Origin of the sequence: Synechococcus sp. O70.2 (genome assembly GCF_047462135.1) — a bacterium.
Classification (GTDB): domain Bacteria; phylum Cyanobacteriota; class Cyanobacteriia; order Thermostichales; family Thermostichaceae; genus Thermostichus.
In genome coordinates, this window is the sequence record NZ_JANSIS010000003.1 from 49,041 (window position 1) to 68,971 (window position 19,931).

Consider the following 19,931-nt stretch of genomic DNA (forward strand, 5'->3'; position numbering starts at 1 on the left):
CCACCGGCGAGCAGGTGGCTGAGGGATGTTTCTGGACAAGCAGACTCGGCCTCCCCACGGAAAGCTGCCAAACCCATGCTTAGAAACAGAAACTGCAGCCCAGGACACCCCCCACTAAGGAACCCAGAAGGCCTGTTTGGCAATAGGTTGGAAAGACACCGGCTTCCCTTCCCTTTAGCTGTTGCTTTCTCTTCAAACCCTCGCGGCTGACCGCGGCCAAAGCTGAGAAGCCCTTGTTAACCTTGTTAAGAATTTACCTCATAGAACCTAATGTATCATCTGGAAGCGGCTACTTAATCCACCCCAGAGCTCTATTCTGCCGCCATTCGGCTCAACTTGATACATGTCTTCACAACTTCTTCAGCCGGCCGCCAATTCTTTTGGAATTGCCCTCAGAAAAGGTTGGGGCAAGGGGGGATCCCTGCTCGTTTGCAGTGGGGAAGACAACTGCAGCGCCGGCAGTAGGGTAACAGCCAGCTAGCAGGCGGGCAGACCGGATTTCTCGCTCGGCATGCTGCTCCAAAATTTGGCGCAGCAAGCGCTCTGCCCCTAGCCAAGCGGTCAAAGGCAACGTTCTGTCGGCCAGCGGTGGCAAGGTGGGGTTGGGCAGGGATCCCAGGGCCTGCAGGACGGCACTGGAGAGCCGGGCAAGGGAGGTGGGCTGCTGGGCTCTCTGACAGGGCTCGCAGATCAGGCCGCCCAGGTTGGGACAGAAGAAGACCTCGTCCGCCAACTCCCACCCACAGGAGCAACAGGCTTGTAGCGAGGGGGCAACCCCCCCCACCGCCAAAAGGTGGTAGAGCCCATGGACAAGGAGCGGCAGAACTGCCTCTTGTGTAGGGGCCTGCTCGATGCGCTGCAAGTGTTCTACCAAAAGCACAAACAGCTCTTCCTGAGCCTGATCTGGCAGGGCCAACAGCAAAGCCACCTCTGCCAGGTACTGGGCGGCTGTGAGGTGGGCCAAGCTGCGGCCCAGACGGGGAAAACTCTGCAGGGTTTCTGCCTGGACAATGCGCTGCAGACGCTGGGAGGCATCGGCTTGAGCTGACCACCGCCCCCGAACAAGCAGCAGGTCGTTAATGACAAAGGGCTCCAGTCGCCCTCCCCACTTGGAAGACGGCTTGCGGGATCCCTTGGCTACTGCCCGCACCAACCCCTGCTCGCGAGTTAGGATGGTAATGACCCGATCCGACTCCCCCAAGGGGATGCCTTTGAGAGTGATGCCGGTAACCCGGTAGGTTTGCCCGCTCATGCTCTGCCAGCTTCCCTAGCCTGCAGCTCTTGCATTAGCTCCAACCCCCAAGAGGTGCCGATCCGGGTGGCTCCTGCGGCAATCATTGCCTCTGCCTGAGCCAGAGTGCGAATGCCGCCTGAAGCTTTTACCCCCACTCGGCCCCGGCTAAGCTGCGCCAGCAGTTGCACATCCGCCAAGGTTGCCCCTCCCATCCAGCCGGTGGAGGTCATCAAAAAGGCAGCTCCTGCATCCATGCAGATCTCCGCAGCCAGCTTTTTTTCCTCCTCATCGAGCTGGGCCGTCTCCAAAATGGCTTTGACGCAAACTCCCGTCTCCTCCACAATTTGGGCAATCTCGGCATGGAGCCAATCCAGCTCCCGCGCCTTGAGCCAGGCTAGGTTAATGCGAACATCCAGTTCCTGGCATCCCTGCTCCACAGCCAGTTGAGCTTCGTAGAGTTTGGCCTCCGCTGTGTTGGTACCCAGGGGAAACCCCACCACCGTGCTCACCCGTACTGGCGACCCGTGTAGCCGCTCAACCACTCGCGGCACATAGCAGGGAGGTACGCAAAAGGTGGGGAAGCCGTAGCGCAGGGCAATTTCGCACCCCTCCTCAATTTCCTCCGGGGTAACCATAGGCAGCAGCAGCGTGTGGTCGATGTACTCTGCCAAGTTGATTGGCCTTTCCGCCAGGCCTTTGGGCTCCAAAGAGACCATGGGTTGTTGGGTAGTTTCCACAGCGCCATTTCTACTCTAGCCCCCAGCAGCCCAACCGCGACTTGGCCTTTTTGGGCAGAGCAGGGTAGCAGATTTTTTTTGATAGTCTGGTTGGGGGGCCACTTGTATCCACCAACTCTGGCAAGGCATGGCGGAAAACCGGACTGGCGCGTTTATTGGTGGGCTGCTGTTGGGAACGGCGGTGGGCACGCTCATTGGCCTGCTTCTAGCCCCCCGCAGCGGACGGGAGACGCGGCGACTGTTGAAAAAATCGGCAGAGGCGCTGCCAGAAGTGGCAGAGGATGTAGCCAGCAGCTTGCAGTATCAGTCAGAGAAACTGTTCGACGCTGCTCAACGCAGTTTGGATGAGGCCCTGCTGCGGCTACAGCAGGCAGTGGTGGTGGGGAAGGAGGCCATGTTGCAGAAGCGAAAGGAGCTGCTCCAAGCCCAAAACTCGCGTTCCCTTGGGGGGGAAGAAGCTGATTTGGAAGCCGGCGATGGAAAGGAGACGGCGGGATGAGCGATCCGGTCTTTTGGCTTGGCCTCTCGGTAGGCCTGGTGGCAGTGGCCATTTTGGCGGTGATCCTGACCCTGCTGCCTGCCGTCATTCAACTGGGTCGAGCCGCCCAGAGTGTGGAGCGCTTCTTCGATACGCTGCTGCGGGAGCTGCCGCCCACTCTAGAGGCTCTGCGCCTGACGAGCCTGGAAGTGAGCGAGATTGCCGACAGCCTTGACGAGGGGGTGAAAGGGGCGGGTCAGGTGGTGAAGCAGGTCAGCCGCTCCCTGGAAGGAGCCCGCACCCAAGCCCGGGATGCCCAAGTCAATGTTCGCAGCTTTTGGGCGGGAGTACGAGCGGCCTGGCAGACTCTTGCCCATGGAGCTCCTCCTGCTGGGGTGAGCAACCCTCGCTTGCGCTCGGGTGCAGCCCCTCCTCTCTCCCGAAGGGACGCCCCTCCTTTGGCCGAGCGGCTAAGACCAAAGGGAGGACAAGCGGCTGCCCAACCTTCCCAAGCAAATGCTGCCAAGTCCTAGGCGTTCCTGAGGATTTTCTGAAAGACAGGCACAGGGGGCTGAGGCTCTTGACCAGGGGGAAGCTGGCCCCAGCGAGCATCGGGATCCCAGCGCAGTTGGGTAATGTCGGTGAGGGGGAACCCCAGTTGCTGCAGGATCTTGAGGCTGAGGTTGGGAATGATGGGCGAAAGGGCCACCGCCACCCAGCGCACGCTTTCTAGAACGGCATAGAGAATCTCCGCTACCCGTTGGCTTTGCCCCTGTTTATGCAACGTCCAGGGAGCTTGCTCATCTAGGTATTTGTTGCTGGCCTGGGCCAGGCTGAGGGCCTTGCGGGCAGCCGAGCTGAGATCCAGCCGCTCGTAGGCGTCAGCCACTGTCGGGGCTAGGCGCTCAGCCAAGGTTTTGAGGGGATGATCCGGAGGGATCTCGACGGCGGGAATGCGGTAGTCAGGTTGGTATTTTTTGAGCATGGCGAGGGTGCGGTTGAGCAGGTTCCCCAGGTCGTTGGCTAGGTCGGCATTGAGTACCTCGACGAAGCGGCCCTCGCTAAAGTCTCCATCTTTGCCCAGCTCAATTTCGGTCAAGAAATAGTAGCGCACGGCATCGGCGCCGTATCGCTGCACCAGCTCAAAGGGATCCAGCGTGTTCCCCAGGCTTTTGCCCATCTTGAGGCCATCTTTGGTGAGAAAGCCGTGGCCAAAGATTTGCCTAGGCAAAGGCAACCCCGCCGACATGAGCATGGCCGGCCAGTAGATGGCGTGGAAGCGGACGATATCTTTGCCCACCAGGTGCACGTCGGCAGGCCAGTAGCGGCGCAGAGCATTCTCCAGCGTCGGCTCGTCCTCGGGATCTAGAGCGGCGCTGATGTAGTTGATGAGGGCGTCAAACCAGACGTAAAGGGTTTGGCTGGGATCCGCCGGGAAGGGGATCCCCCAGGAGACGCTAGGGCGAGAGATGGAGAAGTCCCGCAGGCCCTGCTTGACAAAGTTAATGACCTCATTGCGGCGGCTTTCTGGTTGAATGAACTCTGGATGCTCCGCGTAGAGAGCTTCTAGTTTTTCCTGGTAGCGAGAGAGGCGAAAAAAGTAGTTTTCTTCGTCTTTCCACTCTACTTTTTTGTTGGGATGGAGCGGGCAAAACCCGCCTTCCAAGAGCTCTGACTCGTCCTTAAACTCTTCGCAGGCAACACAATACCACCCCTGCTGCCGCCCAACAAAGATATCTCCCCGATCCCAAACCCGCTGGAAAAACTCCCGCACAATGGCTTTGTGGCGAGGGTCAGTGGTGCGGATGAAGCGGTCATAGCGGATATCCAGCAACTGCCAAAGCTGGGCAAACTGGGCCGCGATCTCGTCACAGTGCTGCTGCGGGGGAAGGCCGCGCTCTTCAGCGGTGCGCTGGATCTTCTGGCCGTGCTCATCGGTTCCCGTTACCATCAGCACCTCCCTACCCCGCAGGCGGTGGTAACGGGCGATGGCATCGGCTGCCATGGTGGTGTAGGCACTGCCGATGTGGGGGGCAGCGTTGACGTAGTAGATCGGTGTGGTGATGACGAAAGTGGAACCCGGCATGAGCCCTCGCAGCGCTTTCCCCCATGATAAAAGTTGCCGGAAAGTCCGACAGGCTATGTTCACCCTCAAGGGATGGAGCTGCGGCATCCTGGGGGCTGGGATCTTGGGCGCCGGGGCGGCCCTAGCTCAGCCCGTGTCGGCAACCCGCATCCCCTGTGAGATTTTCATCGCTGGGGGCGGGCTGGGAGGCGTGGCAGCGGCCTACGAGGCCCTGCAACTGGGGCGACAGGTGTGCATGACCGAAATTACCGACTGGATTGGCGGCCAGGTGAGCGCCCAAGGGGTCTCGGCTTTGGACGAGCGGCCCCTACAGCGGGAAAACGAGATCTTCCCGCGAGGCTACAGAGAGTTTCGCCGCCGGGTGCGGGAAAAGTATGGCGGGGATCCCAACCCCGGCAAGTGCTGGGTAAGCGTGCTCTGTTTTTCTCCCCAGGTGGGACATCAGGTACTCCGGGAGATGTTGGATCCCTATCTGCGGTCGGGGCAGTTGCGGCTGTTTACGGAGACAGTGGTGAAGGACTTGGAGATTGAGGGCTACCAGATCCGCAGGGTAGTGGCTATCCGCAACCTCCCCAAGCACGCTGGCGTCGCGCCGGAGCAGCGGGGGGATCTCTCTAGCTATTTTTTGGACTTCTACCGCTGGGAGCCCACGAAGGACTGGGATAAGGAGATCCTGCACTTTGAGCCGCCTCCCGAGCGGCAGGGAAAAACCCTGCCTTGGATAGTGATTGATGCTACCGAAACCGGCGAGCTGCTGCCCCTGGCGCGAGTGCCCTACCGTCTCGGCACGGATGGGGAAAGCCGCTGGGAGCCCAGCTCCAAGCCCTACAGGGATCCCTATTGCACCCAGGGGTTTACCTACACCTTTGTCATAGAGCGCTCCGCTGTGCCGCAGGTGCCCATCAAGCCTGAGTTCTACGACGACCCGCTGCACGGCCCCTACTACAGCTTTGAACACCCGCGCTTTAACTTCGGGAGGGTCTTTACCTATCGCCGCATTCGCGGACAGGTGTTTGGCTTTGGGGAAGAGGCCATCCGGGTGGGGGATCAGTCCATGCAGAACTGGACCTGGGGCAACGACTGGCGCATCACCGGGCCAGAGATGAACCTCATCCTCACCCACGAGCAACTGCAGGCCTCGGGCCAACTGCAGCCGGGTGGCTGGATGGGGGGCTTGCGGGTGGAAGCCCTGCGTCGGGCCGAGCAGCATGCCAAGGGCTTCTTCTACTGGCTGGTGGCGGGGAGGACGGACTTTCTGTTGCAGCAGGCGGATCCCAACTTTCAAAAAGACTTTTACTTGCGCTATCGCTACCTCAAAGGGCCCAACAGCCCCATGGGAACTGCCAGTGGTCTTTCCAAGTACCCCTATATTCGCGAGTCGCGGCGCATCATCGGGCAGCCCAGCGTCTCCTATCCAGGAGGGTTCACCATCTACGAGTCGGATATCACCACGCGGGAATCGGAGTTGAATCGCGGTCGCCCCTTCATCTTCTACGACTCGATGGGGGTGGGCCAGTACCCCATCGACTTCCACGAGTGTCTACTGCCGGATTTTTCGCTGCCCCCCAGCCACAACCAAGACGCCCAGGCCCCCAGCTACCCCTACCAGATCCCGCTGCGCGCCCTGATCCCACAGCGCATCGACAACCTCTTGGCCGGCAGCAAAAACATCGCCACTAGCCGCATCGCCAGCGCCTCCTATCGAGTGCACCCCGTGGAATGGGCCATCGGCACGGCAGCCGGCCACACGGCTCACTTTGCCCTGGCGCGGGATCTAGTCCCGGCGGAGATCCTGCGGGAACCGCTCTCGAACCTGCAGCTGTTGCCCGCCCTCCAGGCCCAGATCCAGAGCCTGGGCAACCCCATTCAATTTCCTGGCACCACCATCACTGCCACCGACTGGGCCCAGTCCCGCTAGCTTAGAAAGGCAGGGTTGGAAGCTGGCCGATGGATGCCATTGGGGTTGAACTTTGGAGACTGGAGACGATCCGCCCTTCGCTGTGGGCAGCCACGGCTCTATGGAGCATAGGGCTCTGCTCTAGTCCTTGATTCACCGTTCGCGTAAGCGGGACGGAGTCCGTACAATTGGCCACTTTGTTGCATAACCAACCTTCTGCCTTGACGTAGATGGGCTGAGCTAGTAGGCTTGCGAGTACATCTTTTCTGGGAGGCACTTTGCCTAGGCTGAAGTTGGCTCCGTCTTTAGCCGGTGTGCCCGCTAAGGGCAAGGAGCAACTACCTGCAGCTCGTGGGGAAGTCAAGCCTGTGGAGATTCCTCTGGCGGGGTGGTAGGGGTAAACTCTGCCACTAGCTACGGGTCGTGGAAGCAGGAAGAAAGCGTCAACCTGGAGCAAAAGTCCGCTTTTGTCCAGCGTTGTATAAGTCTTTCAGAGCGGATTGTCGCCACTGCATCAAAAGCTGCAGGAGCACTGGGAAAAGCAATTGCCCTGGGATCCCAGCGGAGCTCTGGCCTCTTTGCTCAGCGTCGTCCCTTTCTTGCTGGCAGCAGCGGTGGTGGTGGCTTTAACCGAGATCTCTTTGGGCAAAAGCTGGGCCGTCTCCTGGGGTCTTATCGCCTGTGTTGGCGGTGGCCTCTGCGAGCTGGGCCGGCGGGGCAATGCTCGCTGACCTCTAGCTCCTTGCCCTGTCTGCCCCCATCCTCAGAGACTACTTGTCCAACTTTTCAATGTAGGGGCGAATGTCGTTGAGGTCGATGTAGCGGTCGGTGGCGTTGCGTAGCTCGCGGGCAATCATCCCTTCGGTGGAGACAACTGTAATCGTAGTGTTTTTGGAGCGCAACAACTCAATGGCCCGCTCGAAATCACCGTCGCCGCTAAACAGGATGAGCCGGTCGTATTGACCGACCGTGTTGAACATATCGATAACAATTTCGATATCTAGGTTGGCCCTCTGGGAGTAACGGCCCGAATCTTCGTCCCGATACTCCTTGAGAAGCTTGGTGCGAACCGTATAGCCCAAGTTGATCAGGGCGTCTCGGAAGGCCCTTTGGTCGTTGGGATCCTTGATGCCGGTGTACCAAAATGCATTGACTAGCTCGACGTTGGGTTGGGACCTGACAAAGTAATCCAAGACCCGGCGGGGATCAAAGAACCAGCCAATTTTTTGTTGAGCATAAAACATATTGTTTCCATCGATAAAGATGGAAACCCGTGTGACAGGGTATCGAAACATAAATTCTCCGGAAAATAGTCAGGTGGACTGGTTAAGAGCGTTGATTAGCTTAACGCAAAAAGAGTTGCACCAGAACAGAGTTGGCTAATGTCAATCTCCTATCATAGCCAAAAGAGGGTTCCCTGGCTTCGATCCCTAGCCCAGCAAAGAGTTAGGTTCCAGCTAGGGCAGAGCATGGCTGGAGGGGGAGCGGCCTGTCTGGCTGAGGTAGAGCTCTGCCAGTTGGCGAGCCAGGTTGCGGATGCGCCCGATGTAGAGAGTGCGCTCAGCCACGGCAATGACGCCGCGGGCATCGAGCAGGTTGAAGGTGTGGGAGCACTTGAGCACGTAGTCGTAGGCAGGCAGAAGCAGCGACACCGGCAGCCGATCGCTCAAGGCCTGTGCTTGGAGCTTCTGCCGCGTGGTTTCGATTAGCCGCTTGGCCTCGGCTTCGTAGAGCCGAAACAGCTCCAACAACATCTCGGGATTCGAATACTCAAAGTTGTAGTAGGATTGCTCCACTTCATTTTGGAAATAGATCTGCCCATAGGTAATCCGTCCCAGAGAAGGGTGCTCACTCCAGCGGAGGTCAAAAACGGAGTCCACCCCCTGCAGGTACATGGCTAGGCGCTCCAGACCGTAGGTAATCTCCACAGAAACGGGGTGGCAATCCTGGCTGCCCACTTGTTGGAAGTAGGTGAATTGGGTTATTTCCATGCCATCTAGCCACACTTCCCAGCCCACGCCCCAGGCGCCCAGGGTGGGGGATTCCCAGTCGTCTTCCACAAAGCGAATGTCGTGCTCTGCCGGGTCGATGCCCAAGGCCCGCAGGCTCTCCAGGTACACCTCTTGGATGTCGTCGGGGGAGGGCTTGAGCAGGACTTGGTACTGAAAGTAGTGCTGCAAGCGGTTAGGGTTTTGGCCATAGCGCCCGTCAGTGGGGCGGCGACAGGGCTCCACGTAGGCCACTCGCCAGGGATCCGGCCCTAGGGCGCGTAGGAAGGTGTGGGGGCTCATGGTGCCGGCCCCCTTTTCCAGGTCGTAGGGCTGCAGGATCAGGCAACCCTGCTCTCCCCAAAACTGCTGCAAGCGAAGGATTAGATCTTGAAAGGTGTGAGCTGCCATGGCAAAGGGCGGCAGAGAGAGCACTCCCTATCCTACCAACGCCTCTCCCTTGCTCAGTCGTTCAGCGCTTCTTGTCAAGGGCGGAGGTTTAGGTGGGGGCCAAGCCGATTTTGGTGCGGATCTCCTCGCGAAGGCGGGCGGTGATTGAGGCTTCGTCCAAATCGGCCAAAATCTGGGCTATGGCGGCTTTGGGTCCCTCCGGCCCCCAACTGGCTCCTTGGGCTAGGTAGCGGCGGGCTGCCTCGCCAATGGCGTAGCAGGAAAAGCCAGCCATCACTGCCTGCGTCAGGGCCACTGACCCGTAGGCTCCTAGAGAAAGTCCGCCGGCAAAGGGCAGGGATCCCCCCAGCAAGGTTTTCAGGGATCCCAATCCCAACAGCGCCACCCATTCTCCCGCCCCCAGGCTGAGCATGCTGAGGACAATCTTCTGCAACAGTTGCATGGCACCGGCGGTGGTCAGGGGCCAGCCGTAGAGGCGGGCCATGCGCAAGATGAGGGCCACATCCAAAGCCAACCCCCCCAGGGTGTCAAGCAGAGTAACGGGGTTGAGGGCAACGGCCAGGGCTTTGGTGCGGGCGGCAGCGGCGATGAGATCTTGGGCTTGCTGGGCGCGGCTTTGCAACTTGCGCTCGATGACCTGCTGGTTGAGGCGATCGGCAAAGAGGAGGGCGTTGAGGGCTAGCAGGGATCGCCCTTCCCGCTGCAAGACTTCTAGGATTTTTAGGCGCAGCGCGTCCACTTGGGGGGGGCCGCTTTCCATCTCCACGCCAAAGCTGCCATCTGGCTTCTGCACCAGGCGCGGCACGCGCGGCGAGGCGGCCACCATGACAACCTCGTCAGGGGAAAGAAGCTGCCGCACCCGTTCGTTGCGGATCTTGTCGTAGATGGCCTGGCGATCCGCCTCGGGGTACTGGTCGATCTTGTTGAACACCAGCAGCATGGGCTTGCCCGCCTCCCGCAGCGTCGCCAGAGCCTCAAACTCCACCCGCGTCAGATCTCCGCAGACCACAAAGAGGATGAGATCTGCCCGCTGGGCCACCTCCTGGGCCAGTCGCGCCCGCTCCTCGCCGTCTACTTCATCCAGGCCAGGAGTGTCGATTAGCTCCAGCCGGGATCCCTGCCAGTGGCTGACCTGAACCGACTGCACCGAGGCCGAGGATAGGAAAGAGCAGGGGGGACGAGTTCCCCAGCATATGTTCCAGGCAGCTACTTGCTGGGTGCGGGTGGTCCCGTGGGTAGGCCCCGTGGCGAAAACCGGCTCCCCCAGGAGAGCGTTGAGCAGGGAGGACTTGCCCCGCCCCACCAGGCCGAAGGCAGCGATGTGGATGATCTCGGCTTCCAGTTTGTCCAGCAGGGCTTGCAAGTTTTCCAGCTCCCCTTCCAGGCCGGCAATCTCCTGGGGGCGCAGATCCAGTTGGGCCACCCACTGGCGCAGGCTGCGCTTGGCTTGTTGGTAATGGAGATCCTCCTGCAGAGTGCTGCGGCAAGCCATAGCCAGTAGCAGCGGAAAACAGCCCCGGAGAGGCAGATTCAACAATAACAATAGCAACGGCAAAGAGTGGCCCCTAGCCCAAGCCGAGTTTGTCAACTGGCTATGATGGATGGGAGAAAGGGGTTGGAAAGGCAATGCCATGCTAACCAAGGGCCGGATTCTGTTCAGCCCAGTCGGGTGGGTGGGGAAGTTGTGCTTGGCCGGCTTGAGCTTAGGGCTGCTGGGCTGCAGCCCCGCAGGTTTTCGTACCCCACCTTCTAGCTTGACCAACAGCGGCCTCAACAGCATTTTCCCCGATGGGGAGCCCGCTTTCAGTGGCGATGGTCGCTACCTGGTGTTTTCCTCAGCCCGCGGCGGCAGTCAGGCCATTTTTCTCTACGACCTGGTGGAACAGCGGCTGGTAGACTTGCCTGGGCTCAATTCCAGCGACGTGGCTGCCAGTTCGCCCGATATCAGCGCTGATGGGCGCTACATCGTCTATGTGTCCAACGCGCTGGGCAAATCGGAGATCTTTCTCTACGACCGCGAAACCCGCCGGGTTGAGAACATCAGCAGCCGGGTGCCAGGGGATGTGCGCAACCCCACCATCAGCGGCGATGGGCGCTTTATCGCCTTTGAGAGTAACGGTCGGGGACAGTGGAACATCGAGATCTTCGATCGCGGCCCGGCGGCCACGCAACCGCCTGCAGCCAACTCTTCCAATGCTGGCAGGAACCCCTAGCCCCTTTGGACTTGCTGCATGCTTGCTGCCTTTGCCCAACGACTTGAGCCCCTGCGCTCTAATGTCTTTGACCAGCTAGACCAGGCCAAGTGGGAGGCGCGCCGCTCCGGCTTGGATGTCATTGACCTGTCTCTGGGATCCTCGGATCTGCCCCCACCTCCAGAAGCGCTGGCAGCCATGCAGGCGGCTTTGGCGGATCCCTCCACCTACGGCTACACCCTCTTCCACGACACGGCTGAGTTTCGCGCCGCCTGTGCCCAGTGGTACCAGAGGAAGTTTGGCCTAGTCATCGATCCAGAAACGGAGGTGCTGCCCCTGATTGGATCCCAGCAGGGGACGGCCCTCCTGCCGCTAGCTTTGCTTAACCCCGGCGAGGTTGCCTTGGTTACCGACCCTGGGTATCCCTCCCATGTGGGGGGGATCCATCTAGCGGGCGGGATCCCTTACTACTTGCCCCTGCGGGCAGAAAACCGCTTCCTACCCCAGTGGGATGAGATCCCGAAGGAGATCTGCCGCCAGGCGCGGCTATTGGTGCTGAGCTATCCCCACAACCCCACCACTGCCACCGTTACCCCGGAGTTTTGGCAGGAAACGCTGCAATTTTGTCAGCGGTACAACATCGTGCTGGCGCACGACTTTCCCTACGTGGACTGGTGTTTCGACGGCCAGGTGGCTCCCTCGGCGCTGCAGGCGGATCCCGACAAGACCCGCACTATCGAGTTCTTTTCCCTCTCCAAGTCCTACCACATGGGGGGGTTCCGGGTGGCCTATGCCATCGGTAGCCGCGAGCTAATCCGAGCCTTGCGGCTGGTGAAGTCCACCATTGACTTCCACCCCTACCAGGGCATCTTGCGGGGAGCAGCAGCGGCCTTGGCGGCTCCCGATAGCTTTTTGGATCACTGGCGGCAGGTATACCGCAAGCGACGGGATCTTGCGGTGGCCGCTCTGCACCGCATCGGCTGGCCCGTGCCCCTGCCGGAGGCCACCATGTACCTGTGGGCACCTTTGCCCGAGTTCTATCGCGGCTCTTCAGCCCAGTTTTGTCTAGACTTGGTACGGGCTACCGGGGTGGCTCTGTCGCCAGGCTCAGGCTTTGGCCCCGGCGGCGAAGGCTATGTCCGCTTTGCGCTGGTGGCAGAGGGATCCCGGCTGGAAGAGGCAATAGAACGAATTGGGGAATTCTTAGGCAAAGGCACTTCTGGTCTCCGGCAGGCCTAGTCGCATAGAGCCAGCCAGGCCTAGTCGCATAGAGCCAGCTTAGAAGCAGCAAGGGGGCAGGCTACAGATGTTCCTCTGAGGCCGGTTGTTGTCCCCGTCCTGGCCTTTTAGGCTGCCAGTATTAGCTGCAGCCAGTGCCGGCTAATCTGAGCCAGGATAGGAGTTGTGTTGGCCCAGTTGGCTCCCAAGGGGCATGGAAAAAGAGACGCTCGAGAGTTTTTTGTCCATCCGCGGGGTGATGGGGGTAGCGCTCCTGAGTCGAACAGGTCGCCCTTTTTTCTACCGCTCTTTTCAGAACTTGGACAGCCGACAGCAGCAGGCCCTCACCGAAGGGCTGTTTCAGGTTTTGCAAACCATGCCCCCAGGACTGGACTACTTTGACTTTCAGTTTGCCGAGCAGCGGGTTTTTGTCTACCCCCTGGGGCCGGAATGGGTGTTGCTGGTGGCAGTCAATGACGAGGTGGTGATGCCGGTTTACACCTTGGCCGTCAACCGCCTGCGAGCCGAGCTGCAACAGGATGCGTCGAAGGGCCTGGCTACCTTTCGCCTTTTGACCAACCAGGCAGAGGCTGCTCGCAACCCCACCCAGCCCAACGCTACTTTGACAGGGGGCCAGCCCAAGGCAACTCAGCCTATGGCGACGGCCAGCCCTAGGAAGGTGGAGGTTTTCGTGCAATCGCTCAACCATATTTGCCAGATGGCTAGTGGCTATCTGGGCAAGGCGGTGATTGTCAACTACTGGAAGGCAGCCCGACAGGAAGTGCTGGAGCAGCAGGGATCCCTAGCCGAGTGGCTCAACGAGTTTGAGATCGAGCGCAGTGGCCAAATTCACTACAAAGGCCTCCTCAAGGAACTGGACGAGTCTCAGCAAAAAGTGCTACGGGACTGGGTGCTGGCTTTTTTTCACCGCTGCGAAGCAGTGATCCGCGACTTTCGCAATTTGATTAAGTCTGCCGAATGGCGCCTGTAAGCTACCCGCTCTGAAAGACTCATACAACCTCGGACAAAAGCGGACTTTTGCTCCAGGTTGACGCTTTCTTCCTGCTTCCACGACCCATAGCTAGCAGCAGAGTTCACCTCCACTACCCCACTAGAGGGATCTCCACAGGCGTAACTTCCCGTCGAGCTGAAGGTAGTTGCTCCTTGGCTCTTGATGAGCACCCAGGCAAAAGACGGAGCCAACTTTAGCCTAGGCAAAGTGCCTACAAGAGAGGTTGGTTATGCCACAAAGCGGCCGATTGTCCGGTGAGAGGAGAGCCCACAGCCATAGCTTGCTTCCGCGAAGCGGCAGCCAGGGGCTCCTCGTAGCCCTACAGCTAGCAAGTCAACCCTGAACCTCTGGGCTGGTTCAATAGGGCAATTCCGTTGGTCGCGTTGGGATCCACCTCCCCCTTCCGCCCCAGGCTGGAGTAACACACCGTTTGCGCTACTCGGAAGCCTCCTTTCCCGTTTCCTTCCCACGGCTCAAGAGGGGGGCTTCCGCGCCGCGTTTTTCGGTGATACGATCAACTACTGACTCTCAGTAGAGGCACGCCTACTCATTGGGGCTGTTAACTCAGAGGTAGAGTACCACCTTGACACGGTGGGAGCCGCTGGTTCGATTCCAGCACAGCCCAGCGCAAGCAAGCCAAAAAAGAGCCAAAGCTGCCAAGCAACCCACCCCCATGCAAAAAGAGGCGGGATCCCCTCTGGCTCGCCCCAGGGATCCCTATACTGGAGTAGAGGCCCTGGAAGGCGCCGGGAGGGCGAGGGTAGCATTAGGTCAAACTGCGAGAGGGGGAAAGACCAATGGGATTGTTTGAGCGGGTCAGCCGAATCATTAGAGCCAACCTCAACGCGCTCATCAGCAGTGCCGAGGATCCAGAGAAGATCCTGAACCAAACCATTCAGGACATGGCTGAGGATCACTACCAAATGCGGCAGGCCGTCGCCCAAGCCATTGCTGCCCAGAAGCGCCTGGAGCGGCAGTACGAGCAGGCCCAGCAAAGCGCGGAGGAGTGGCACAGACGGGCTGAGTTGGCCCTACGCAACAACAACGAGGCGCTGGCCCGGGAAGCCCTGGTGCGCAAGAAAACTTTTGTCGAGACTGCCCAAAGCCTGAAGCGGCAGCTGGATGAGCAGACCCGGCAAGTGGAGATGCTCAAAACCAACATGACCAAGCTGGAAAGCAAGATTGCCGAGGCCAAAACCAAAAAGGACATGCTCATCGCCCGAGCCCGCGCCGCCAAGGCTTCCCAGCAGATCAATCAGGTTATCGGCCGGGTGGATCCCAGCAGCGCCTTTGCCGCCTTTGAGCGCATGGAAGAGAAGGTAAACGCTCTGGAGGCCCAATCCGCAGCAGTGGCCGAGCTGGCAGCCGACAGCCTGGAGCAGCAGTTTGCCGCTCTAGAAGCAGGCGGAGCGGATGTGGATCAGGAGCTGAGGTTGCTCAAGGCAGCCATCCAGGCCCAGTTGCCTGCCGGTGAGACGAAAGCTGTGCAGCAAGGTCAAGCTGGAGCCCCAACCAGGGGCAAAGTAGATGTAGATGCAGAATTGGAAGAGCTGCGCCGCGAAATTGATCAACTCTAATGCCAGGAGTTAGTGCGGGGGATCCATCTTCTTCGCCTAGGGACGTGGGGCTGCTCTAAAAGAGAGCCAAGAGGTGGTAAGCTGCGCAAAGGAGCTCTCTCTGGATAGAGGGGATCAAGGTCGCCTTCTGGCATTTCGGCAAGAAATCACGAGCAATGGCAACGGTGAGTCTCAAGCCTCTTTTGGATCCCAAGCAACTGTTGCAGGCTTATGCCTCTGGCCAGCGAGATTTTTCTGGCTCTAACCTGAGTGGGGCCCAGTTGAGCGGCGCAAGCTTGAGGGGGATTATCCTGCGGGATGCTGACTTAAGCGGGGCAGACTTGCGCGAAGCAGATTTGTCGGGGGCAGATCTAACTGGAGCCAGCCTACGCGGCGCCAAGTTGCGGAGGGTCAATCTCATCGGGGCTAAGCTGGTGAAGGCGGATCTACGGGGGGCCAACCTCTACCGGGCCAAGCTGCTCAGGGCCGATCTCAGCGAGGCCGATCTCAGCCGAGCCGATCTGCGTTTTGGCGCCGACCTGCGCGGAGCCACCATCACCAACACCCGCTTTCGCGGCGCCCTCTACGACGAGTACACCAAGTTTCCAGAGGGGTTCAACCCGGTTGAAATGGGGATGTAGCCTCCCTCAGGGGATCAGGCCTTGCCAGAGGTAGGCTGCGCCTGCAGCCGTCACGATAAAGGGGGGGTTGCGCAAGTCTGGCTTGTTGTAGCGCAAGGGATCCCCTTGCAAGTCTGTGACGCTGCCCCCTGCTTGCTCGACAAGGCACTGGGCGGCGGCAGTATCCCACTCCAGGGTTGGGCCAAAGCGGGGGTAGAGGTGAGCGGATCCCTCGGCCACTAGGCAAAACTTGAGGGCACTGCCCACCGACTTCACCTCAAGGAGGCCGTAGCGGCGCTGCAGCTGCTCCAGAAACCGCTCCGTTTCCGTGTCCTTGTGGGAGCGGCTGGCCACTACCTGTAGAGGGGGCTGGGCAGGCGGGCGGGACCAGATGGGCTCGTCGCCCCTGTAGGCTCCTAGCTTTTGGGCAGCCCTGTAGGTGAGGCCCAACGCCGGGGCATGGACGACGCCCAAGATGGGGATCCCTGCCTCGACAAGGGCAATGTTGACGGTAAACTGGCCGTTGCCCTCGAGGAACTCGCGCGTGCCGTCTAAGGGATCCACCAACCAAAACTGCTGCCACTGTTGCCGCTCCCAGTAGGGGATCCCGCCGGCTTCTTCTGAGAGGACGGGAATCGTGGGGGTAAGCTCCTGCAGTCCCTCGAGGAGCAGGCGGTGGGCAGCCAGATCCGCCTCGGTCAAGGGGGAGGCATCTGCTTTGAGTTCGACCTGCAGCGATTCTTGCCGATAGAAGGGCAAGATGGCCCGCCCTGCCGCTTCTGCTAGGCGGCACACCTCGGGCAAGAGAGCGGCTAGGTTAGAAACCTGCACGGCTTCCTCCCCCAGCTAGCGACGCACGGGAATGCCGTGGGCGGCCAAGTCGGCCTTGATCTGCTCAATCGTCAGCCGGCCGTAGTGGAGCAGCGAGGCCAGTAGAGCTGCTTCTGCCCCCCCCTCCTGGAGAGCTTGGCGGATGTGGGCACATTCCCCTGCTCCTCCGGAGGCAATCACCGGCACCGCCACTGCCTCGGCCACCCGCCGGGTCAGCTCCAGGTCGTAGCCGGCCTGGGTGCCATCAGCGTCCATGCTGGTCAGCAGGATTTCCCCTGCCCCCCGCTCGGCCACGGTTTTGGCCCACTCCACCGCATCCAGGCCTGTCGGCTCCCGCCCACCGCGCACGTACACCTCCCACCCCCCGCCTTGAGGTTTGGCGCGAGCGTCAATGGCCACGACGATGCACTGGGAGCCAAAACGGCGGCTGGCTTGGGTAACCAGATCCGGATCCCGAACCGCTGCCGAGTTAAGGCTGACCTTGTCGGCGCCGGCCCGCAGCAGTTGCCGGATCCCCTCCAGGTCGCGGATCCCACCGCCTACGGTGAGAGGAATGAATACCTGCTCTGCTGTGCGCCGCACCACCTCCAGCAAAATCTCCCGCTCCTCATGGGTGGCGGTGATGTCCAGAAAGACCAGCTCATCCGCCCCTGCCCGATCATAGGCCCGCGCCAGCTCCACCGGGTCCCCAGCCTCCCGCAAGTTCCCAAACTGGATCCCTTTGACCACCCGCCCCCCTGCCACATCCAGACAGGGAATAATCCGCTTGGCCAACATGCCCCCTCCCGGGATTGCTAGGCAAAGCTGATAATCAGAAAGGGCTCCTGAAACTTAGCCCCGGTTACCTGCCGGCCTGCCAAGCTGGGCGGCAAGAACAAATTGCGCCGCTGATCCCCAGCGGTGATGGTCAACTCTGGCCCGGATTGGCTCAGCTCGATTTGGGTCTTGGTAAAGCCAGGAAGAAACAGCTTCACGCTGCGGGAGCCCTCGTCAATGGCTACGGGCGGCGGCACCTCAGGTAGGGCAAAGATCCCACTGACTGCCTCTTCCAACGCCGACCAATCCGATCCCTGGCGCCGTGGCAGGGTGCGCACTGGCAGAGGAGAAAACTCAGCCGCCGACACCTCTCCGGGAACTAGCGGCATGACCCAGAGGCCACCCACGGTCAGCCCCACCATCTGGGCACTGCCCCAGAGGTAGCGGGCAACCTGGATCGCCATGGGATCCGGAGTCGTTACCAAATGCGCTACCACCCGCCGCGGATCGGCAATGGCAGAGCGCCCCTGCTCGAAAAGGTTGGCCATCCCCCCCAGGCGAGCTAGGAGCTCCTCCACCGAGGAAAACTCCAGGGTCGTCACCGACCGCAGCAGCGGTTCAAGAAAGGGAAGGAGAGTTTTGGCCAGATCGGATTGGAGGAAAGCCTGGGAAGCTCGCCGCCAGTACCAACTGGCCACCTCTGGGATCCCAAACGCCCGCAAGGTGGTCAAGTCCCCTGGGCCATCGTAGAGAATGCAGTCGTATTGACCGCTGGCATCGTAGCGGCGCAGGGCTTCCAGAGCCAGGGCCTGGTCCATCCCTGGCAGCACCCCCAGCTCCTGCCCATAGATTTCCCGGAAAAAGGGAGTGCGCACGTATTGGGCTTCCAGCTCCCTGGTTGCCGTCCAGTACTGCTCCAGAAGCTGGGTTGTCCGCAGCTGCACCACGCTTAAGTTGGCGGCAATGGTTACCGGCTCGCCGGAAAGCGGGATCCCACCCAGAAGCATTTCCAACCCCGGCCCCGCCTGATGGCCCACTAGCAGCACTCGCCGCCCCTGCTGCGCTGCTGCCCGCGCCACTGCTACAGCTAGAGTGCTCCGGCCCGTGCCCCCCTTCCCCAAGAAGGTCAGGATCTGGCTCATTCTCGCTCTCCTGATTCTCCGTAGATGTCGATGTACAGCGATTGCCCTGCCAACTGGGCTGCTGCTGTCATCACCTGACGAATTGCCTGCAAGGTACGCCCACCTCGCCCCAACACCCGACCGCGATCCTTGGGGTCAAAGGCTAGCCGCAGCCAGACCTTGCGTCCTCCACAGGTGGTTTCCACATCTGTTTGCAGGGGGCCGCTGGTAAGGAGCGGTTCAATCAAAAGATGAGCAAGGGTCTCGTAGTCCGGCATGGGAGGCAAAACGCAACCTAACCGCAAGCGTAGCTGAGCCTAGGCCTCCGTGGCTGCCTCGGGCTGGGACTTCTCCTCCCCCTGCTCTGATCCCTCGGGAACCTTCTGCTCCTCCCCGGCTTCAGGTTTGGCGATGGCCGGCATGCGAATCGAGGCCACCACACCCCCCTCACCGGCTTTCAACATCTCATAGATGCCCGCTTTTCTGAGGAGGCTGTCCACCGTATCGGTGGGCTTGGCACCGCGCCGCAGCCACTTGAGTAGGCCCGCTGTCTCCAGAACCGTCTCCTTGGTGCGCGGGTTGTAGTAGCCTAACTCCTCCAGCGGGCGACCTTCCCGGCGAGCCCTACTGTCAATAGCGATGATGCGATAGCTGGGTTGGTGCTTCTTTCCAAAGCGCTTGAGCCGCAACTTAACCATTGGAGGTGCTCCGCAAGCTGGGTAGGGTTGTCTAGGAAACGGAAACCGACCGCCTAGCCTCTCCTCCACGTCCCTTCCTGGAGGCTGGGTCCGGCTAGTCGCTAACACAGGCTTCTCATTCTAGTCGATTTTCCCCTACCTGGATAAAGTGCCGACTCAACCCCAAGGGGGGATCTTCGTGGCAAAGTTGAAGAGGAAACCCAAGGCACAACTTCACATGATCACCTACACCGACTTGACTGCAGAGCAGCGCCAGCTCTACCTCAGAGCCCTCATTGCCGTAGCCCGCGTGGACGGCCAGCTCGATGAAGAAGAAGCCGACTTCTTTCTGCAAATTGCTGAAGGCATGGGCATTAACAAAGAGGTAGCTCAAAGCTATCTGGCCGGCGAGACGACTGCAACCCTAGAGCTCAGCGCCATCCCGCCTCTGCACAACGCTGCCGGGGCCTTGATCCTGCGGGATTTGGCGGCGATGGCAGTGGTCAACAACAAGCTGACAGAAAAAGAGGAGGCCCTGATTTTTGAAATTGGCAAGGCCATGCAGTTTAGTCGGGAGGAGATTGACGAATTTCTAGACTGGGCCTTCATGGGCCTACAGTGGCAGCTGAAAAGTGCCGCTCTCCTGCAGCGGTATGCCCAGCCTGCTGCCAGCAACAGCTAGAAGCCCAGGGCCGCCACCAACGGCTGCGCTAGCTGAGGTAGCGATCCAGAGCCCGCTGCAGCTCTTCCAGTTCCACCTCAATATTGCCGCTTTCAACGGCATGGCGAATGCAGTGGCGGATGTGATCGTTGAGGATAATCCGCGCCAGCCGATCTAGCGCCCCCTTGACGGCGGCAATCTGGAGCAGCACATCCGGACAGGGTTGATCCTCTTCGATCATGGAGCGGATCCCACGCACATGCCCCTCAATGCGAGCCAGGCGGTGAATCAGCTTGCGCCGCGATTGCGGATCGTGGCGGTGAGGTTGGGCCCGCCCCGAGAGAGGGGGTCGCTCCAACGCCAGTTCCCACTCTTCCTCCCAATCAGGTTCTTCAGGAAGTGGAGGAATGGAGCCAGTCTGAAGCGGGGGAATAGGATCGGCCATAGGAGGAGTCG

General features: G+C 60.2%; 21 protein-coding genes, 1 tRNA gene and 1 pseudogene. 11 read left to right on the forward strand and 12 right to left on the reverse strand.

The features are described 5' to 3' along the window. Positions 1-349: 349 nt before the first annotated feature. Complete coding sequence (gene recO, locus NW812_RS04595; protein WP_414394544.1) at positions 350-1,252, reverse strand: DNA repair protein RecO; 903 nt, start codon at positions 1,250-1,252, stop codon at positions 350-352. Continuing rightward, entirely contained in the window at positions 1,249-1,950 is a 702-nt protein-coding gene (deoC, locus tag NW812_RS04600; RefSeq protein ID WP_414394546.1) for a deoxyribose-phosphate aldolase, read from the reverse strand. Before deoC ends, recO begins: the two co-directional genes overlap by 4 nt. A 148-nt stretch (positions 1,951-2,098) precedes the next feature. On the opposite strand from deoC, the gene NW812_RS04605 reads away from it, so the two are divergent. Both NW812_RS04605 and NW812_RS04610 read left to right on the forward strand, forming a co-directional pair. After that, entirely contained in the window at positions 2,099-2,470 is a 372-nt protein-coding gene (locus NW812_RS04605) for a YtxH domain-containing protein (protein ID WP_414394548.1), read from the forward strand. Further along, positions 2,467-2,982, forward strand: a complete 516-nt coding sequence (locus NW812_RS04610; protein ID WP_414394550.1) for a hypothetical protein — start codon at positions 2,467-2,469, stop codon at positions 2,980-2,982. The genes NW812_RS04605 and NW812_RS04610 overlap by 4 nt, the downstream gene beginning before the upstream one ends. Here NW812_RS04610 and metG read toward each other — a convergent pair. Further along, positions 2,979-4,535: a methionine--tRNA ligase gene (gene metG / locus NW812_RS04615; protein ID WP_414394553.1), complete on the reverse strand. Its 1,557-nt coding sequence runs from the start codon at positions 4,533-4,535 to the stop codon at positions 2,979-2,981. The two genes, NW812_RS04610 and metG, sit on opposite strands and share 4 nt — an antisense overlap. Between metG and NW812_RS04620 the strand changes: the two genes are divergently transcribed. After that, positions 4,513-6,453 (forward strand): FAD-dependent oxidoreductase, encoded by a 1,941-nt coding sequence (locus NW812_RS04620; RefSeq protein ID WP_414394555.1) that lies wholly within the window; start codon positions 4,513-4,515, stop codon positions 6,451-6,453. The two genes, metG and NW812_RS04620, sit on opposite strands and share 23 nt — an antisense overlap. Positions 6,454-6,932: 479 nt before the next feature. Next, complete coding sequence (locus NW812_RS04625) at positions 6,933-7,163, forward strand: hypothetical protein (protein WP_414394557.1); 231 nt, start codon at positions 6,933-6,935, stop codon at positions 7,161-7,163. Positions 7,164-7,202: 39 nt separating this feature from the next. Here NW812_RS04625 and NW812_RS04630 read toward each other — a convergent pair whose 3' ends face one another. The 3 genes from NW812_RS04630 to NW812_RS04640 form a co-directional block, all read right to left on the reverse strand. Next, complete coding sequence (locus NW812_RS04630) at positions 7,203-7,727, reverse strand: NYN domain-containing protein (protein ID WP_414394559.1); 525 nt, start codon at positions 7,725-7,727, stop codon at positions 7,203-7,205. A 162-nt stretch (positions 7,728-7,889) separates the two neighbouring features. Continuing rightward, on the reverse strand, positions 7,890-8,831 hold the full coding sequence (gene glyQ / locus NW812_RS04635) for a glycine--tRNA ligase subunit alpha (RefSeq protein WP_414394813.1): 942 nt from the start codon (positions 8,829-8,831) through the stop codon (positions 7,890-7,892). A gap of 88 nt (positions 8,832-8,919) precedes the next feature. Continuing rightward, entirely contained in the window at positions 8,920-10,323 is a 1,404-nt protein-coding gene (locus NW812_RS04640) for a DUF697 domain-containing protein (RefSeq protein WP_414394561.1), read from the reverse strand. Positions 10,324-10,462: 139 nt separating this feature from the next. Between NW812_RS04640 and NW812_RS04645 the strand changes: the two genes are divergently transcribed. From NW812_RS04645 to NW812_RS04670, 6 genes are all read left to right on the forward strand, one after another. Continuing rightward, positions 10,463-11,044 (forward strand): TolB family protein, encoded by a 582-nt coding sequence (locus tag NW812_RS04645; protein WP_414394562.1) that lies wholly within the window; start codon positions 10,463-10,465, stop codon positions 11,042-11,044. Between the two features lie 18 nt (positions 11,045-11,062). Then, positions 11,063-12,262, forward strand: a complete 1,200-nt coding sequence (locus tag NW812_RS04650) for an LL-diaminopimelate aminotransferase (protein ID WP_414394564.1) — start codon at positions 11,063-11,065, stop codon at positions 12,260-12,262. A gap of 193 nt (positions 12,263-12,455) precedes the next feature. Next, complete coding sequence (locus NW812_RS04655) at positions 12,456-13,232, forward strand: hypothetical protein (RefSeq protein ID WP_414394566.1); 777 nt, start codon at positions 12,456-12,458, stop codon at positions 13,230-13,232. Between the two features lie 574 nt (positions 13,233-13,806). Further along, positions 13,807-13,878: transfer RNA gene (locus tag NW812_RS04660), tRNA-Val, on the forward strand. A 172-nt stretch (positions 13,879-14,050) separates the two neighbouring features. Then, positions 14,051-14,830, forward strand: coding sequence for a PspA/IM30 family protein (locus NW812_RS04665; protein ID WP_414394568.1), 780 nt, complete (start codon positions 14,051-14,053; stop codon positions 14,828-14,830). A 155-nt stretch (positions 14,831-14,985) separates the two neighbouring features. Then, positions 14,986-15,450, forward strand: coding sequence for a pentapeptide repeat-containing protein (locus NW812_RS04670; RefSeq protein WP_414394570.1), 465 nt, complete (start codon positions 14,986-14,988; stop codon positions 15,448-15,450). A 6-nt stretch (positions 15,451-15,456) separates the two neighbouring features. On the opposite strand, the gene cysQ is transcribed toward NW812_RS04670, so the two are convergent. The 5 genes and pseudogenes from cysQ to rpsP form a co-directional block, all read right to left on the reverse strand. Beyond that, positions 15,457-16,260 (reverse strand): 3'(2'),5'-bisphosphate nucleotidase CysQ, encoded by an 804-nt coding sequence (gene cysQ, locus NW812_RS04675; RefSeq protein WP_414394572.1) that lies wholly within the window; start codon positions 16,258-16,260, stop codon positions 15,457-15,459. A 15-nt stretch (positions 16,261-16,275) separates the two neighbouring features. Further along, entirely contained in the window at positions 16,276-17,037 is a 762-nt protein-coding gene (gene hisF / locus NW812_RS04680; protein ID WP_414394574.1) for an imidazole glycerol phosphate synthase subunit HisF, read from the reverse strand. A 17-nt stretch (positions 17,038-17,054) separates the two neighbouring features. Next, positions 17,055-18,158: an ArsA family ATPase gene (locus tag NW812_RS04685; protein WP_414394576.1), complete on the reverse strand. Its 1,104-nt coding sequence runs from the start codon at positions 18,156-18,158 to the stop codon at positions 17,055-17,057. Beyond that, positions 18,155-18,415, reverse strand: a complete 261-nt coding sequence (locus NW812_RS04690) for a KH domain-containing protein (RefSeq protein WP_414394578.1) — start codon at positions 18,413-18,415, stop codon at positions 18,155-18,157. The genes NW812_RS04685 and NW812_RS04690 overlap by 4 nt, the downstream gene beginning before the upstream one ends. Before the next feature lie 174 nt (positions 18,416-18,589). After that, positions 18,590-18,835: pseudogene (gene rpsP, locus NW812_RS04695) on the reverse strand (30S ribosomal protein S16); the annotation flags it as partial. Between the two features lie 148 nt (positions 18,836-18,983). On the opposite strand from rpsP, the gene NW812_RS04700 reads away from it, so the two are divergent. Next, positions 18,984-19,496 (forward strand): TerB family tellurite resistance protein, encoded by a 513-nt coding sequence (locus NW812_RS04700; RefSeq protein ID WP_414394580.1) that lies wholly within the window; start codon positions 18,984-18,986, stop codon positions 19,494-19,496. A gap of 28 nt (positions 19,497-19,524) precedes the next feature. Here NW812_RS04700 and NW812_RS04705 read toward each other — a convergent pair whose 3' ends face one another. After that, positions 19,525-19,920, reverse strand: coding sequence for a metal-sensing transcriptional repressor (locus tag NW812_RS04705; protein ID WP_414394582.1), 396 nt, complete (start codon positions 19,918-19,920; stop codon positions 19,525-19,527). Positions 19,921-19,931 lie beyond the last annotated feature (11 nt).